The following is a 15,882-nucleotide window of genomic DNA, read 5'->3' as shown; positions in this document are numbered from 1 at the left end:
AACACATAAAAAGGCCGCGCTCCTTACTAAGGATTGCGGCTTGTTAACTATTATGACTTCAGCACCTTTTTTAGTAGAAAAATGGTGACCCAAAGCCATAGTAAGGATAAGGATATCCACCATATACAAATGGGTTAAATAAAGAACCTGCTAATAGGCCACCGGCTAAACCGCCTAAAAACGGTGCACCTAAAAACGGTCTACCAAACCCAAACGGTCTAAAGAAAGGTCTGCCAAATCCAAAGGGACCGAAAAACGGTCTACCAAACCCAAAGGGACGTCCAAAGCCAAATGGTCTTATAATTCTTTGATCTTGCAAGTCAACCATAGGATTTTGGCTGAAATAAGGATTCTCAAAGTTCATGTATACTACCTCCTTTGATCTTTCCTTGAAATTGTATGCGAAGGCCTAGTCTTATGAGTGGGCCTTTGCCTGTATAGGATCATGATTTTTATTTTCGTCTCATTTTTGATACTCAAAACTTCTCCCCACTCATATAAACTATTTAGGGATTCACTGTCCTCTATGGTATAGAGCAAGGATTGTTGAGAAATGCTGTTAATACTTTGTGAATTTTTGTGTAAGTATTGTTTTTATAAAAAGGAGTTAATAATGAAAACTATAACTGTACGCATATGTAAAGCTGACTATAGGTCGAGACCATAACTATCATTTTTTTATAATATCATCTTAGACAGACAGGAGGTTTCAAATGAAGCTAACGGAATTACTATCGCCTCTAAATCTCAACAAAAAGGTTGTTCCTGATATTAAAATACATAACATAGAATTTCGGTCTAAGGCCGTTGAAAAAGGAGATATATTTGTTGCGATTAAAGGGATACATGATGACGGACATAAATATATTCAACACGCCATTTCAAATGGAGCGGTTGCCGTTATTGGCGAAAAAGAAATAGATGATCTTCCTGTTCCTTACATTCAAGTTCATGATGCAAGAGAAGCCCTTGGAAAAATGGCGACGGTCTATTTTAATACCCCTTCGTCTAAGCATGGCATGATTGGTATAACGGGAACGAACGGAAAAACAACTACAGCTTATATGCTTCATCACCTGCTTCAGTCGTCACAACGTTCATGTTCTTTAATCAGTACGGTTGCTAATTATATCAATGGACATGAAATGAATTCGACAGCCACTACACCTAATGTGCTTGAACTACAAAAAATGCTACAAGTTAGCACGGATGAATTTGCTGTTGTAGAGGTGTCATCACATGGACTAGACCAGAAACGTCTTGAAGGAGTAGAATTTGATTTTACAATTTTCACAAATTTATCTCATGACCATCTCGATTACCATAAAACACTCGAGGATTATTTCTTATGTAAATCAAAATTATTTTACAAGTTAAAGCCTAACGGAATAGCGGTGATAAACTCATCCTGCTCTTGGGGAAAAAGGTTGGTCGATAAGCTTCGTGGAGACGGGCTAAACGTTTATACGTATGGAGTTAAGGACTCAGACAACCTTCAGTTGATAAATGACAACAAATCGACTATTAAAGTTAAATGGCTGCAGAATGAGTGGAATGTCGAGCTGCCACTCCCAGGTATTTATAACACTCATAATGCACTTGCGTCGATATTAGTTGCCTTGGCAATTGGAGTAGATGTCCCCTCAATCCAGAAAGCGATGAAAACATTTACTGGGGTTCCTGGACGATTTGAAGTCCATAGACACTCTTCAGGAATCACCTTTATAGTGGATTATGCACACACACCAGATGGACTGGAGAAATTTTTACATACGGTAAAGAGCTTCCAACCTAGAAAATTGATTCACATATTTGGACTTAGAGGAAATGGTGACCCTTCAAAAAGAGCTTTAATGTTAGAAACTTCAATAAAGCACAGTGATGAGGTTATTTTAACAATGGATGATTTAAATGGGGTTAAGCAAGCAAGTATGTCATTAGAGTTAGAGGCACTTTCTACGAGCTATGGAAAGAACAAGACTCAAATAATCACTGATAGAACTAGAGCTATCGAGTACGCTTGGAAGAACGCGAAACCTGGTGATTTCATAGTGATAACGGGAAAAGGACCTGAATTATATAAAGAGTCTTTCATAATACCGACTAAAACCGATTCAGAAACGGTTAAATATTTGTTTTCAGAGCAGTTTGAACCATAGGATTTCACAACCTGTTCATTATACATAGCCTTAACCAGTACGTTCATGTACAAACATTTACTCATGACGTTTAGGTTACCTAGCCCCCACCAAATCGAGCATATTTACTGGGGGTTAGGCACCCCATACGTCTTTTTTCTTATAGTAAATAAACCCCGCTGCAAAAAGAAACAGCATCATATATATATAAGGATATTCTTCCTTTTCTGATACATCTGCGTTTTGTATTATGCTGGAACCTTTTACTTCATCATTTTTTATTTTCTTCTCGCTATCTGTCTCAAGCTTAAATGAAGAAATAATTGACCCGTCTTCCCCTACAACGTCCAAAGTGCCATCTTCATGGAGATGTTTAGTTACATGCTCATTTTTTGAATACGTATACATAATGTCATCAGTTGTTCTGAATTTTTCCTCGTTTTGAATATAAATAGTTCCCTTTGGGATTACTGAAGTTTTAAAATTAGTAAACCCGTAATCTAACAACTTCATAGTATCTTTGTATATATCCGACTTATAACTGGCCTTTAACGTAATCACAATTAATTGCAAATTACCTCTTTTAGCGGTGGTAGCCAAAGTGTGCTTAGACTCATCAACAAATCCTGTTTTTCCACCGGTTACCCCAACATATGGAATCTCCCTCATAAGTCTATGGTGTGTATAAATAGTCGTGTCCCACGCTTTACCAGTCCATTTCAGCTCTTTTGTGCCAAAAATTTCACGAAACGTCATATTTCTTATAGCATATTGCGTAATTTTAGCTAAATCTGATGTAGTTGTTATATGATCTGCATTAAAAAGACCGTGTGGATTTGTAAAATTAGTATTATTAACACCAATTTTATTTTTTAAGTAGCTGTTCATATCAATAGAGAATTGCTCAACGCTTCCGCTCAAATGTTCCGCTATCGCAATAGCCGCGTCATTTCCAGAGTTGATTAACATACCTTGTACAAGTTTTCTTAACGTTACTTCTTCTCCTATCTCTAGGTACACTCTTGTCCCATCGATACTTCTTGCATTACTACTAATCATGACATTGTCATCTAAATTACCTTTCTCTATGGCATATATAGCAGTTGCAATTTTAGTTAAACTAGCCGGATACATTTTTTTACTTGTATTTTTTTTATAAAGAACTGTACCAGTGTTTGCATCCAACACAATGGCAGCTTCACTAATAATGGTAGGAGCAGATTCAATTGGATTAGCACTCGTTATTGTAGAATGGAAGAATATCGATATTATCAAAACGATAATAGTAATTATTTTTTTCACGTAAGCACCTTCTACTACTTTATTTAAAAAAGGTTGTTATTTTATTTTATAGTAAACTAGGTACTATTTAAACTCTTTCACCAAAGTTCAAAGATTTGTAAAATTAGTAAACTGATTGTAATAGTCCGATGTCATCGATCGTCCTTTCACAAAAAAGACTTTTCACCTTAATGCCCTCTTGCGATGGTGCATCAGTATCACTAGCAACTTATCTACATCATGAGGAAAACCATATGAGAGATTTTTAGAGAAAATAACCATAATTTTAGAAGTTTGCAAAAATATGACCGAATTAGTTCATAGACGTTAAAAATCCCACTTCTATTTGAAGACGGGATTTTATAGCATCATAATATTAGGTAGCTTTGCTAAAAAAACTGAAATATACACTTTGACAGCTGCTCTTATATTTTCTGTTAGTAACTCTTAATGGAAGAGCTTAGAACGTTTATCTTTCTTTTTAATATCGCTATAACAGGACTGTGTAAAGGGACAATTGTTACATTCTGTTAATGAATTCGTTTTTGTATAATCATCTGGATCCTGCAACTGACTTTTTATATATTTTAGAAACAACATTCCTTGCGTGACATCAGCTATCATAGGAGTATAAGTGTATACTTCCCCCTTCATTAGGTTAACAATCTCGATTTTTTCTGGTAGCTTACCAAATGCTTGCTTTGAAAATACTATAATTAAATAATTGTATAATTTAACCAATTCATCATCAGCTTCTAAAAGATATTTTTTTACCGTAAATGATTCTCTTGACCATTCGCCTAGCTCCAATGTAACGGAAAGCTGTGTTTCTAATTCGTCAACATACGTATTAAGCTTTTCGTATAAAAATAAAGGTTTTTCGTTAGTCTTTCTTGGTGTTAAAAATTGAAGTAAATAATCTGTCGTTTTGGCTAACACAGTATAATATTGTATTTTTGATTCAAATAACTGAATGTCAATATGCTGCCAATATGAATCAATTAATTTTAAAATACTTAATTTCGATTGCTCACTATTAGGTAGCTGGTAAAAGCCTTGAACTATTTTATTTAAAATATATTGAACTACTTGTTTCCAATGAATCTGACTTCCAGGGACAGACAATACATGTTGATAATAAAATTTGTACGGACACCTTATGAACGATTCTAAATGATAATCTGTAATCGTTTTAATAGAAATCTGGTGATGCCTATTTATCATATGCAGCAGCCTCCCTTTACGGCATTGGTGTTGGCACTTTTTGCTGTACTTTCCCGGTCATATAAAGAAGTTCTATTTATTTAATTTAATCCCGATACCTTCAAAGGTTAGCAGCCTCTTTAAAACACACTATCACTTATACAAAATTTTTCTTACGACTAATTATGATTAGGCTTGGCTCTTCTAAGTCACTAACAGCTTAAACGACATGTTTAAGCGTCTGGAAAATGGAACTCCAAGAACGTTTTGCATAAAAGATGGGAATAGACTGATTTTTTGCTCGTTGTTTAATAACAGTTGATAGATTATGATTCACATAATCTGTTAACACTAGAATATAGCTTATGTTTTCTGGAATCTCCCTCTTAACCATTTGTACTTTTCTTCCATTCATATGTAGGATTTCTTCAAATCCCAAAGCTGATAATTTCTCAGGAATAACTCCTAAATGATCTGCTCCTACGATAAGTAATGATCTCATGCTCTCTCTCCTTCATAATTAAATGTATTTAAGACAATTGGTCGCCCAGTTCTGAACATGTTTTAAAATTATTTCATCCGGATGTATGAGTGTGAGTTTATATAGAATGATTCTCCTGTTGATAATGATTATCACGCTCAATTATACCTTCATTTTAATTGATAATGATTATCACTGTCAACATGATGTTTGGTACTTTTTCAGTTAATTCGAAATTCGCAGTACAATACGCGCCGACAGGTTGCTCTGTTATGTTTATACTCGTATTAACAAAGCAAGCTTTTCAATCCACGTCCTATTGATTAAACAAAAACTATACTATAAAATAATATAAATGTATAAATTTTCTACATATTACAACAAATCACAACATTATTTAATTACAATACTTTTACTAAAGGAATGATAATGATGAACCGTGATTTACTTTTACAAAGAAACAAGATTGTTAGCGTTTTACTCTGGGTTTCAACCCTTCTTGGAATAGCAGGAAGTGTGCTCTCTCAATCTGATGGAATAACAATTGCAATAATCTCAATAGTAGGAATTGTAGCGTCATCTACTGTAAGTCTACTAACCTACTTGAAAAAAGCTTTAATCACCACTCAATATATTACAGCTATCGCACTTATCATTCTGAATTATGCTATTGCTGTAACGTCCCCCAATATCAATGCTATCATCATGTTCTTTTACTCCTTTGCGATTGTAACTTTATTTTATAATTTCATTTCGATTATAATTACAGGCTTACTTGGTCTTGGATTACTGTTTTATTATTATATTAATGAAGGCATGCACACAGACATACTTGGTGGAATTGGTGTACCAGGATTTGCAAATGCGGTGGTTCTTTTTGTCCTTATTATTATTGTTACAGCTGTTAATGCTCGCAATGGACATCAATTTCAGAAAAAAACGGAAGCAACTCAACAACTTACTGAACAAGCAAAAAATGATATAGAGGCTATATTAGCAGAAGTGACCACTTCTATCGCTAACCTTATTAGCTTTCAAAAGCAGCTTAAGACTAATATTACTGATACAAATAAAATCTCAAAAGATATCACATTAATGATGGACGAGATTGCAATTGGCATTGATGGCCAAACAAATAGCATCGTTGAAATTAATTCCTCAATTCATACAGTTGACAAAGAAATTCAAAAAGCTACTAGCTTTTCAGCAGAGGTTCATGACAGTTCAAAAAGAACAAAGGATATTACTTCTGTTGGCCATAAAAAAATGCAGAAGACGTCTGAAACGATCGAATCGGTATCAGAAACTATTAATCACATATCCGAACTCATGAAAACGCTCCACAATCAAACGTCTCAGATTGGTACTATTGTTACGCAAATCTCGGAGATAGCTAATCAAACAAATTTGCTAGCACTGAATGCTGCCATTGAAGCAGCAAGAGCAGGAGAGGCAGGTAAAGGCTTTGCTGTTGTCGCAAATGAAGTAAGAACACTTGCTGAAACAACGAATACATCCGCAAGAGATATTGAAGAAATTTTGCGCACGATTGCTTTACAAACTAGTAAACTTGGCGAGGAAGTACAAAATGGGCAGAAGAAAATAGCTTCTAGCTTACATATAACACATGAGACCGCAGACGTTTTTAAAGACATTTCCAATCAAGGTGAAGCTGTGTTTATAAGGGTACAGCAACTTTTGCAAATTCTGCAAAATTTACAACAGCAGTCAAAAGAAATTTCTAGTAATTCCTTATCCATTTCAAGTGTCGTACAACAATCAGCAGCTTCTGTTGACCAGGTTTTAACCTACACACAAAACCAAGATAACCATTTAAAAGACATAACAAATAGCTTCACTAAAGTTGAAAGTGCTGTAAAGAAACTGCAAGAATTAACGAAGAAATAAAAAAAAGACATGCGTCATTAAATAAATTTAAATTTAAAACACAATAGACTAGGTATTGATATATGGGCTAGCGGGCATATTTCGTGATTGAATGCGTGCTCGCTATATCATATATCCATTAAACAACTTACAATAGACCATAAGAAAAATCCCTCTAGCAATATAGAGAGATTTTCCCTTTAAGCCGTTATATAATTGAAAAAATTATATCTTTACTGATCATTTTGGCGATCGGAGACTTTTACAAGTAACTTCCCAATATTATTTCCTTTGAAGAGGTCCAAAAATGCATTTGGTATATTTTCAAAGCCTTCACGAATAGTTTCTCGATATGTTAACTTACCTTCCTGTAACCATTGCCCAAGTTGAATGGCGCCTTCAGGAAAACGCTTTGCATAATTTCCAACTGTAAAACCTTGCATTAAAGCACTTTTCTTAATTAACGTTGTTTGTACTCGTGGACCTACATCAATTTTTTCTAAATTGTAGGACGAAATGGCACCACAAACAGGAACACGCGCAAATCGATTCAATTTTGATAAGACAGCATCCGAAATCTCACCCCCAACATTATCAAAGTATACATCTACTCCGTTAGGACATGCTTTTTCAATTTCTTTTTTCATATTCGTAGCTGTTTTATAGTTAATGACTTCATCAAAATGTAATTGTTCTTTTAAGAACGTAATCTTCTCGTCAGATCCCGCTATACCTACGACTCGTGTTCCTTTTATTTTTGCAATTTGCCCAACAACTGACCCAACAGCACCAGCCGCTCCTGATATAACAACTGTCTCTCCTTCTGTTGGCTTACCAATATCTAATAATCCAAAGTACGCGGTTAATCCTGTCATGCCTAACACACCTAAATGTGTGGAAATCGGTGCTATGCTAGGATCGATTTTTCGAACTTCTTCCTCTTTCGCAGTATAATATGTTTGCCATCCAAACATCCCAATGACAATATCACCTGGTTGATATTTTTCAGACTTTGATGTTACTACCTCTCCAATTGAACCTCCTTCAATTACTTCATTTAATTGAAAAGGAGCTATGTAAGACTCTGCATCATGCATTCTACCTCTCATATACGGATCCACAGAAACATAAAGCGTTCTTAATAACACTTCATCTTCTGCTGGCTCATTAATTTCTTGTTCTACAAAACGAAATGTATCAAGACTTGGCATTCCATTCGGCCTATTAGCCAACACAATTTGCTTATTCAAGACTGACATTCAAAAACCCCTTTCAATTTCTTATTAATTTTAGAAGCAGTTAACTATAACAGTTTCTCTTTCTAGTGTGACTTCTACTGGAAAATAAATCAAATATTAAGATTTTTAAACGAAATATCTATGTCGATTGGTTTGACTGTAAACGGATGTTCACTATAAAAGTGCAGTTCTTCCTAAAAAGAACTGCACTTCTTTCACATATATATTTTTTGACCTTAAAATTCTGCTAGGAAACTAACAACGAGCTTTCTATCAAATGAATATCAATGTTGCATTTCTTTCAGTTGATAGAAGTATCCTTTTTCAGCCAATAATTGATCGTACGTGCCTATCTCAACACATTTTCCGCTTTTCATGACGACAATCCTATCCGCATCTCGAATCGTCGATAGTCGATGCGCAACAATAAATGTTGTCCGTCCTTTAATCAGTTTTTGAAGAGCTTGCTGCACTTTATATTCTGATTGGTTGTCTAATGCAGACGTTGCCTCATCTAATAAAATAACCTCTGGATCTCGGACTAGCGCTCTCGCAATCGCAATACGTTGACGCTGTCCTCCTGAAAGCTTTCCACCATGCTCCCCAATTAACGTATCAAGTCCATGTGGCATATCTGCAATTACATCCTGTAAATTAGCCATTTCTACAATACTTTGTAATTTTTCTTCGGAAACATCTTCTAATCCATACGTGATATTGTCTCGTATTGATCCTGAAAAAAGAATAGTATTTTGCGGTACAACAGCTATCTTCTGTCGGAATCTTTGCATATCAAGCTCATCAAAAGGGATGCCATCTAATGTAATGTTGCCTTTTGTAGGTTTGTAAAATCCAACAATCATACTTAAAACTGTCGATTTTCCTGCCCCAGATTCACCAACTAACGCAATAGATTCTCCTGCTTTAACGGATAAATTAAAATTATTTAATACGTGTTTTTCGGTACCTGAATATGTAAAATGAACGTTCTCAAATTGAAATTGTCCCTTAATACTTTCTATCTGCTTTTTACCTCTATATTCTTCCTTCTCCTCAGCAAATAAAATTTCCGAAACAGAAATAATAGATTCATAGCCTTTTGCTAATTGAGGATACACACTAATTATTTGGTTAACTGACATGAGTATAGAGGCAAAGTAAGCTTGATACATTGCTACGTCCCCAATCGGAATCTCTCCTCTATAGGCTAGGGTGGCAGTAAACACTAGGCAAAACATTTGAAACAGCTGAAAAACAACCCATCCTGAAGACCCAAATAATGCCTCTGCAAGATCTAATAAATAGCCTTTCCCCTTTAACTCTTTCAAGGTAGAGTCTGTCTTTCTTATTTCAATTTCTTCTAATCCGTGGGCTCTCGTAACAGGAATCATGGTCACCGTTTCTGCTACCTGTCCAGACATACTTTCAATATGCGTTCGAAACTCGCGGTTTTTTCTTTGAAGATTTCTTCTAAAAATTGTTACAAGAATTAGTGCAACCGGAATAACAAGAATAAAAAATAATGCAACGAATAGATTGCGGTATGCCGTAACCCCTATCGCCACTATGACATTTGTAATTGCCGTTGCAAAGGTAAACATTATTTGCTTAGATAACACCTCAATATTCTCTACATCCCGAAGTACCTTCGCTTGAAGTTTCCCTGAACGCAGCTCACCATGATAAGAGATAGACAACTGCTGTAATTTACGTATTAATGTACTCCTTAAGCCTGCCTCCACTTGTCTTGAAGCTCTACTAAGATAGCTAATATGAAGCATCTGAGTAGGAATATTTTGCAGGATGACTATTGCAATGACTGCTAAATTAACCCAAAGACCCGCTATGTCATATTTAGCCGGATCACTTGCAATATTAATCATATTAGCGGTGACAATTGGTATCACCCAAACAGGAGAATGTTTAATTAAAAAGAAAACAAACGATAACCCAAGGTTTTTCGCTTGATTTTTATATAAAAGAAATAAAGTATGAAAGGCTCTACCGCTTTTGCCTTTATTCTCTTCTAAAATAGGTTCATAGTTTAATGATTCGTTCATTTCTTTCTTTTTCTCTTTTTTCATCCATTAATCCTCCATCATCACGGGAATAAAATAAGCACTCAAATGGAACATTGAGTACTTATTTCGTTATAATTATATCACTATAGTCTTATCATAGTACTTTTTCCTCAATTGCACATGAAACAATATTAGTTGAGTAGTAACTTTGCAATTGTATCTATCGGTTACTTAACGATTATTTCAAAATGAATTGGTGTGTTAAGAGTGTTCGTGTGTATCGAAAAACAAGGTCTGATGCTTCATATTCTTCAATCTACTACTTAATTTTATAGGTTCATAATTTCAAATATAGATACATTTTTCTAGATATGGTTTCTATATTTTATATTAAAGTTTATTTTAGAAGGACGTATTAATCATTCTGAATGAATTTTTGTCAGAAATGCATAGGCGTTTGTAAACAGGGTGAAGTTCAATTTAAATTGAGTAAGAGAGCGTACCGATTACTCTCTCCCTCAAATCACTATATCTACATAATATACATAACAGCGAAAATTAATATGAAGACAAACGGTCCTTCTATTTACTAAAACATTTAGAAAAGTGTGTCGCATTTTGTGAACGGAAGTGTTTTTAAAAGGAAGTGTTAAAAGTTATTTTAGTAAGTGAAGGACTTACTTTTTTCATCTCCACTATTGATACATACATTTTAAGCGAGTAAGCCTCGTATCAATCGATTGATGTTCACCGACGTTTTTCCTATACAAATACTACCTGTTAGCTAATTTATCCCGGTCACTTGCTTGAGGTGGTTTTTCCATATTAACTCTGCTCCATCTTCTAGATGTAAACCCATTTCTGCTATAAAAGTTGCATACATAAGACTTAAATCTTTTCTAACACTTGATGCTAACGCAATTCCATAATCCGCGACAGCAGTTGCCATTATTGCATTTATGTGAAATAACATTAGTTTTTCTGAGAAAGATGCGACGGTCGAATTTGTTACAGTATCATTCCATGTTATTGGTGTTTTCAAGTGACTATCATTAAGCTTATTACTAAGCATCTCGATATGCTTAGTTTCTTTATCACGTGATTTTATGAAAAAATTAGTAACTCCCTTTGAGTTTGAAACTTGACTAAACCCTATGCATAAAGCCTTACCAAGTGAGCATGTTTGAATATTTAGGTTAACCAATTATATACATTCATCAACTGGAAAAATATTCAATCCAAAAACGGTGTTTGATCTGGTTTATTATGAATTTGAATTTGGTTTAATTCTTCTGCAAAGAACCAGCGGTAAAAAAGTCGTGAAGAGTAATAGGTAGTTGCAATTGTTAAAAAACTCCAATACCAACTCCACCTTTTATATTGTATAAGGTTGGTGTATTTCTCTGCACAAACCTCCACCAATGTGATAAATCCGGCATGAAACAAATAATAGAATCCTTTTAGCCATTTGCTTTTACCCTCAGGATAGTGAATGTTAAATATGGCACAAAGTGATGGATAAAAAAAATATTCAAAGGAAAAGCTGGACTTATTTGCTTTAGAAAAAATCCTTATTGGATATGCAATTAGTCCTTTATCCACGACTACTAAACCAAACAGCCAAGTAACAATTTGCTTATATAAAAAAGCTAGAACACCATGACGAACTTTATCTTTCGGAATAAACAAGAGTAGAGCAACAATTGTTACAGCCCAAATACAGACTAATATTCCTTTGTCTTTTGTCATATCAAACACCTCTTGATATTTTTGCTATAACAGCTTTTTATTTGCGTTTGCAACCTTTTATAAATACCTTTCCCATTATGACCATGGTTATACTTAAAATAGTAATAGGGGTTAAATAGTAATAAACTGGTAATAACTGGTAAGTACAAAGGAGGCTTACTAATATGAGTTATGATATGACATTGTACGCAAAAGGACATATTATCTTCACGCTCATACGTGGCTTAAACGCCGTCATGGAAGAGGATATCCGCACTCGTTTACAGTCTATTCATGGAATGAACTATCCAGCATTTCGCATATTATGGATATTGCATTTTACTGAAAAGATGTCTATTACAGATATAACTGTTATTACGTTATCTAATATTTCAAATACTTCGAGACAATTAGGGAAGTTAAGAGATGATGGGTATGCCAAGATTGAATGTGGAAACGCAGATTCACGTCTAAAAGAAGTATCATTAACAAAAAAGGGGAGAGACTTAGTAACATATATACTTACTGCTCATACAAGTGAACATGATTTTAACCTTCTTCCGGTTTTAAAAACTATACAAGACCACGATCTAGAAATTTTTATTAAAGTGGCCAGTTTATTGACTAAAGAGATTGTCGGAACTACTTTTGTAAACTGGGCACATCATACTACAGCGGCTCTCATAAACAATGAAGGCGACAGAAAAAAAGTTCATTGGGATGATGTAAAGGCTCCATAAGTATTATCTTCAAATTCTTCATTTCATTGTTTGATCTATCTATCTGTAATATCTTAGTAGCCGGTGGCACAAATAGTTTAAAGTAAATGACCACCAGGTAATTGGTGCAGTTCAACAAGACCACTTCCCTGCAACTTTTACAACGCTACCATAACCAAGTCAACGGTAAGTTATAGGCAACAAAAAAAACGCTAGACACAGCGTAATATCTGCATCTAGCGTTAAGTCTTTTGTTCTAATCTAATAAATACCCCACTCTATATGAACGGGACTAACTATTACCCTTCTAAACTAAACCAAAGCTCATCGTCCCAATCACGTTGCCATACAATTAAAGGTGTATCATCTTCATTTATTAGAAAAGGAACCCACCCTTCAACTTCTCCACCTACATATAGATCATTTGATAATTGTGGTTCAGGCGTTATTACAAATGGATTATCATAAACAACACCATTACTACTCACTGCACTAAACTTCGATTGATCGATACTAAATGATGAAGAGACTTTCCCTTCATAATCTAACAATGTAAATCTAAATTTAGCTAAAATATATTTTTGACCTTCAGGTGCTTCCTCATTAAACATATTAGCTTCCTGAAGTAATTCCCATGCTTGTTGTCCATCTGTAATCATATCCGTTAATTCAATGTCGTAACTCATATACCCTTCTAACCAATCCTCAACATTAATAGTCCAGACATCTCCAATAATAGCAGGGTTTTCTCTAGTATTAACATAAACTCTGTAATAAGGTTCTAATATACGAGCAAAGAAAACTGAAAAATGAGCTCTTTTAACAGAATTATTGGGTTTATATGTACCATCTTCATATATTTGTGTGATTCCATTAAAAGCCAATGCACTTACATAATTTAATAGTTCACCTGAAACATCAGTAATACCATTATATGTACCTTCTAAATTATAAGCTTTCACCAAGACTATAGCCATGTCAGCTCTCGTTAATACTTCGTATGGTCTAAATGTTTCTCCTTTCGGGAAAAATCCTTCATCTACAACAGCAGCGACAGCGTTATACGCCTCTTTATCTAAACCTTTGATATCTGTAAATCCTGGATCTGGGCGATTATTGACATCTAAGTCTAAGGCTCTTGTAATCATAATAGCAGCTTGTACTCGTTTAACTGCATCATTAGGCCTAAATGTACCATCATCATACCCCTTAATAATTCCTTTCGTGCTTAAAAAATCAATCTCAGACTTAGCCCAAAAATCATCTGAGACATCCTTGAATTTTGAAGCAGCACTTACTGGTGCTGTGAAAACTAACGATAGAAAAATTGTAATAATTAGCGAAAAAACAGTTAATCTTTTAACCATTTTCTCTCCTCCTTCGATTAAATTCGATTAAAATCGATTTAATTATACAATATTACTAGTGTAATATTCTTCTATTATTTTTATTTTTTTACAAGAAAAAATCCGTGATAAAAATCCTAAGCGCCAGTGTGCCTGTACCCCACTAGGATAAAGTAACAATGTGCTAGCAGTGTGCTTGGCCTTTTGCATATGTATAGATCCGTAAGGGGCTCTGAAATAAAAAGAAGAGGGAGTGATTACAGCTACAAAAATTGACCATATTTCTATGTATTTTCAGAATGTGCGGCAAAATTTACTATTTTATGATTAGACGTTTGTTAATATAATTTTATTAATGGAGAAGCCTGATTCTCCTTATTATTAATGTAGGACTAGGCATAAGAACATTCGAAAAGCACTAGCTTGTTGGATAGTATGGTTGTAATGCGCAATAATGGTATCTGTTTTTTGCAACTTTCTTCTTCAACATAATATGACCATTAGTATAAGATGCTATTGCACCTATTGAACAAACACCGATAGTTGAAATAGTTTTTTATTTCCTGTAAAAATACTCAAATAAGAATTTGAAAGGATACTTAAAGTATGTTTAAATTTACATCATTAGTAAAAAAATAACTACTCCTATTAAGCAATTCCCTCTTATCTCCACTATCATAACCATATCTTCCAGTTGGTTACTCAAATGGGTAATAATTGCTTCATGACTCCCTGTTCAGCCTTTAGGAACACTACTCCCACTTATGGTTAAAGGATATTTTGATGGTACAGCTTGGCATAACGGCATTGTTCAAACCTTATTTTCTAGTGGTATGCTGATTGCAGCCATGGTAATGGGTATTACCGGAGGACTAAAAAAGCAGTTCTTTATGATTTCACTTTCTACCAGTTTGCTAGGTTTCTGCTCACTAATTGGCGGTCTTTTACCCACACATTTATTTTGGCTATTCTGTCTTGTTGTGTTTGTCATGGGAACAACTGGAATTGGGTTTAATGTTCCCTTTACTGCTTACATTCAAAAGAGCGTTCCAGAAGAAAGCTTAGGGAAAGTAATTTCACTCATAACAAGTGTTATGAGTCTAGCAGCACCCGTCGGAATATCCATTGCTGGTCCCATCTCAGAAATCATAGGGGTAAGCAACTGGATGATTTTTGCCGGAGTGGTTATGATCTTTGTTGGTATATTGTGTTATTTTCTTACCAGAGAGTTTGATATCGCATCAAATAGGAAGGTTCTGTATGAAAAATAAAATTATTAAAACGATCTTAAGCATATTACTTTTATCAGTTTCTCCTATTCTTGTGTTAGCTGGATTTGGCACTTTGTACATTCTATTTCAAATGATTAGAGGATTCTCATTTCCAGACGGATTAGACTCATTTATCAATTTCATTAACAGTCTAGTACCCTATTTTTCGTATCTGACATCGATCCCAATTATAATGGTTTTGTTTATGATACTAATTAAATACAAAAATAAATTATTTGTCGGATTCACGACCATAAGTTGAGAAAAATTGTTATATAAATACAAACCAGCAAAATAATGAATTAGCTGGTTTGTATTTATCTCATTAATCTAATAGCCGGAAAAAAGAGAAAATACCATGTTTTTATATGATACTTTTAAGCAACTTTTAAAAGTCATTGTTTAATGCATAGTAGAAGTAAAAGTACCCATTTACATAAAACTTGTTGCTACGCAGTAAAAAGTCAAATACGACAAAGACGATCACCCTACAAGTTTGATCGTCTTTAATCAATTGTATTTAGTTAGCAGATCGTTGTACAGTGCAATAAAAGATACAGCTATAAATG

The 15,882-nt window shown here is 34.4% G+C and carries 13 protein-coding genes and 1 pseudogene; 5 read left to right on the top strand and 9 right to left on the bottom strand.

The annotated features are described in order from the left end of the window. Positions 1-70 precede the first annotated feature (70 nt). Positions 71-328 (bottom strand): hypothetical protein, encoded by a 258-nt coding sequence (locus EJF36_RS06845; protein ID WP_125908297.1) that lies wholly within the window; start codon positions 326-328, stop codon positions 71-73. Positions 329-713: 385 nt separating this feature from the next. Here EJF36_RS06845 and EJF36_RS06840 point away from each other — a divergent pair, with 385 nt between their 5' ends. Then, entirely contained in the window at positions 714-2,159 is a 1,446-nt protein-coding gene (locus EJF36_RS06840) for a UDP-N-acetylmuramoyl-L-alanyl-D-glutamate--2,6-diaminopimelate ligase (protein ID WP_125905597.1), read from the top strand. Between the two features lie 114 nt (positions 2,160-2,273). Here the strand turns inward: EJF36_RS06840 and EJF36_RS06835 are convergent, their stop codons facing one another. The 3 genes from EJF36_RS06835 to EJF36_RS06825 all read right to left on the bottom strand — a co-directional run bounded on the left by EJF36_RS06835 (position 2,274) and on the right by EJF36_RS06825 (position 5,124). Next, positions 2,274-3,440 carry a D-alanyl-D-alanine carboxypeptidase family protein gene (locus EJF36_RS06835; protein WP_125905596.1) on the bottom strand — a complete coding sequence of 389 codons (1,167 nt, stop codon included), beginning with the start codon at positions 3,438-3,440 and terminating at the stop codon, positions 2,274-2,276. Positions 3,441-3,866: 426 nt separating this feature from the next. Beyond that, positions 3,867-4,643: a PD-(D/E)XK nuclease family protein gene (locus tag EJF36_RS06830; protein WP_125905595.1), complete on the bottom strand. Its 777-nt coding sequence runs from the start codon at positions 4,641-4,643 to the stop codon at positions 3,867-3,869. 199 nt (positions 4,644-4,842) lie between these two features. After that, positions 4,843-5,124: a DUF2325 domain-containing protein gene (locus tag EJF36_RS06825; protein ID WP_125905594.1), complete on the bottom strand. Its 282-nt coding sequence runs from the start codon at positions 5,122-5,124 to the stop codon at positions 4,843-4,845. A gap of 402 nt (positions 5,125-5,526) precedes the next feature. Here EJF36_RS06825 and EJF36_RS06820 point away from each other — a divergent pair, with 402 nt between their 5' ends. Continuing rightward, complete coding sequence (locus EJF36_RS06820; RefSeq protein ID WP_125905593.1) at positions 5,527-7,011, top strand: methyl-accepting chemotaxis protein; 1,485 nt, start codon at positions 5,527-5,529, stop codon at positions 7,009-7,011. A gap of 212 nt (positions 7,012-7,223) precedes the next feature. On the opposite strand, the gene EJF36_RS06815 is transcribed toward EJF36_RS06820, so the two are convergent. The 4 genes from EJF36_RS06815 to EJF36_RS06800 form a co-directional block, all read right to left on the bottom strand. After that, entirely contained in the window at positions 7,224-8,249 is a 1,026-nt protein-coding gene (locus EJF36_RS06815) for an NADP-dependent oxidoreductase (protein ID WP_125905592.1), read from the bottom strand. Between the two features lie 263 nt (positions 8,250-8,512). Further along, positions 8,513-10,312 carry an ABC transporter ATP-binding protein gene (locus EJF36_RS06810; RefSeq protein ID WP_260471841.1) on the bottom strand — a complete coding sequence of 600 codons (1,800 nt, stop codon included), beginning with the start codon at positions 10,310-10,312 and terminating at the stop codon, positions 8,513-8,515. A 721-nt stretch (positions 10,313-11,033) separates the two neighbouring features. Beyond that, positions 11,034-11,453, bottom strand: a complete 420-nt coding sequence (locus EJF36_RS06805; RefSeq protein WP_125905591.1) for a DUF3231 family protein — start codon at positions 11,451-11,453, stop codon at positions 11,034-11,036. A gap of 29 nt (positions 11,454-11,482) precedes the next feature. Further along, positions 11,483-11,998, bottom strand: coding sequence for a CBO0543 family protein (locus EJF36_RS06800; RefSeq protein WP_185806846.1), 516 nt, complete (start codon positions 11,996-11,998; stop codon positions 11,483-11,485). A 164-nt stretch (positions 11,999-12,162) separates the two neighbouring features. Here EJF36_RS06800 and EJF36_RS06795 point away from each other — a divergent pair, with 164 nt between their 5' ends. After that, positions 12,163-12,717: a MarR family winged helix-turn-helix transcriptional regulator gene (locus EJF36_RS06795; RefSeq protein ID WP_125905590.1), complete on the top strand. Its 555-nt coding sequence runs from the start codon at positions 12,163-12,165 to the stop codon at positions 12,715-12,717. Positions 12,718-12,995: 278 nt separating this feature from the next. On the opposite strand, the gene EJF36_RS06790 is transcribed toward EJF36_RS06795, so the two are convergent. Continuing rightward, positions 12,996-14,063, bottom strand: a complete 1,068-nt coding sequence (locus EJF36_RS06790; RefSeq protein WP_125905589.1) for an S-layer homology domain-containing protein — start codon at positions 14,061-14,063, stop codon at positions 12,996-12,998. A 737-nt stretch (positions 14,064-14,800) separates the two neighbouring features. On the opposite strand from EJF36_RS06790, the pseudogene EJF36_RS06785 reads away from it, so the two are divergent. Further along, positions 14,801-15,313, top strand: a pseudogene (locus EJF36_RS06785) (MFS transporter); the annotation flags it as partial. Next, the gene (locus EJF36_RS06780; RefSeq protein WP_125905587.1) at positions 15,303-15,575 is read left to right on the top strand and encodes a hypothetical protein; all 273 of its coding nucleotides are present in this window, start codon (positions 15,303-15,305) and stop codon (positions 15,573-15,575) included. The pseudogene EJF36_RS06785 and the gene EJF36_RS06780, both read left to right, overlap by 11 nt. Positions 15,576-15,882: the final 307 nt, after the last annotated feature.

The organism is Bacillus sp. HMF5848 (assembly GCF_003944835.1).
In the GTDB taxonomy this organism is placed as follows: Bacteria; Bacillota; Bacilli; order Bacillales; family HMF5848; genus HMF5848.
This window is presented reverse-complemented; position numbering and strand designations above follow the sequence as displayed.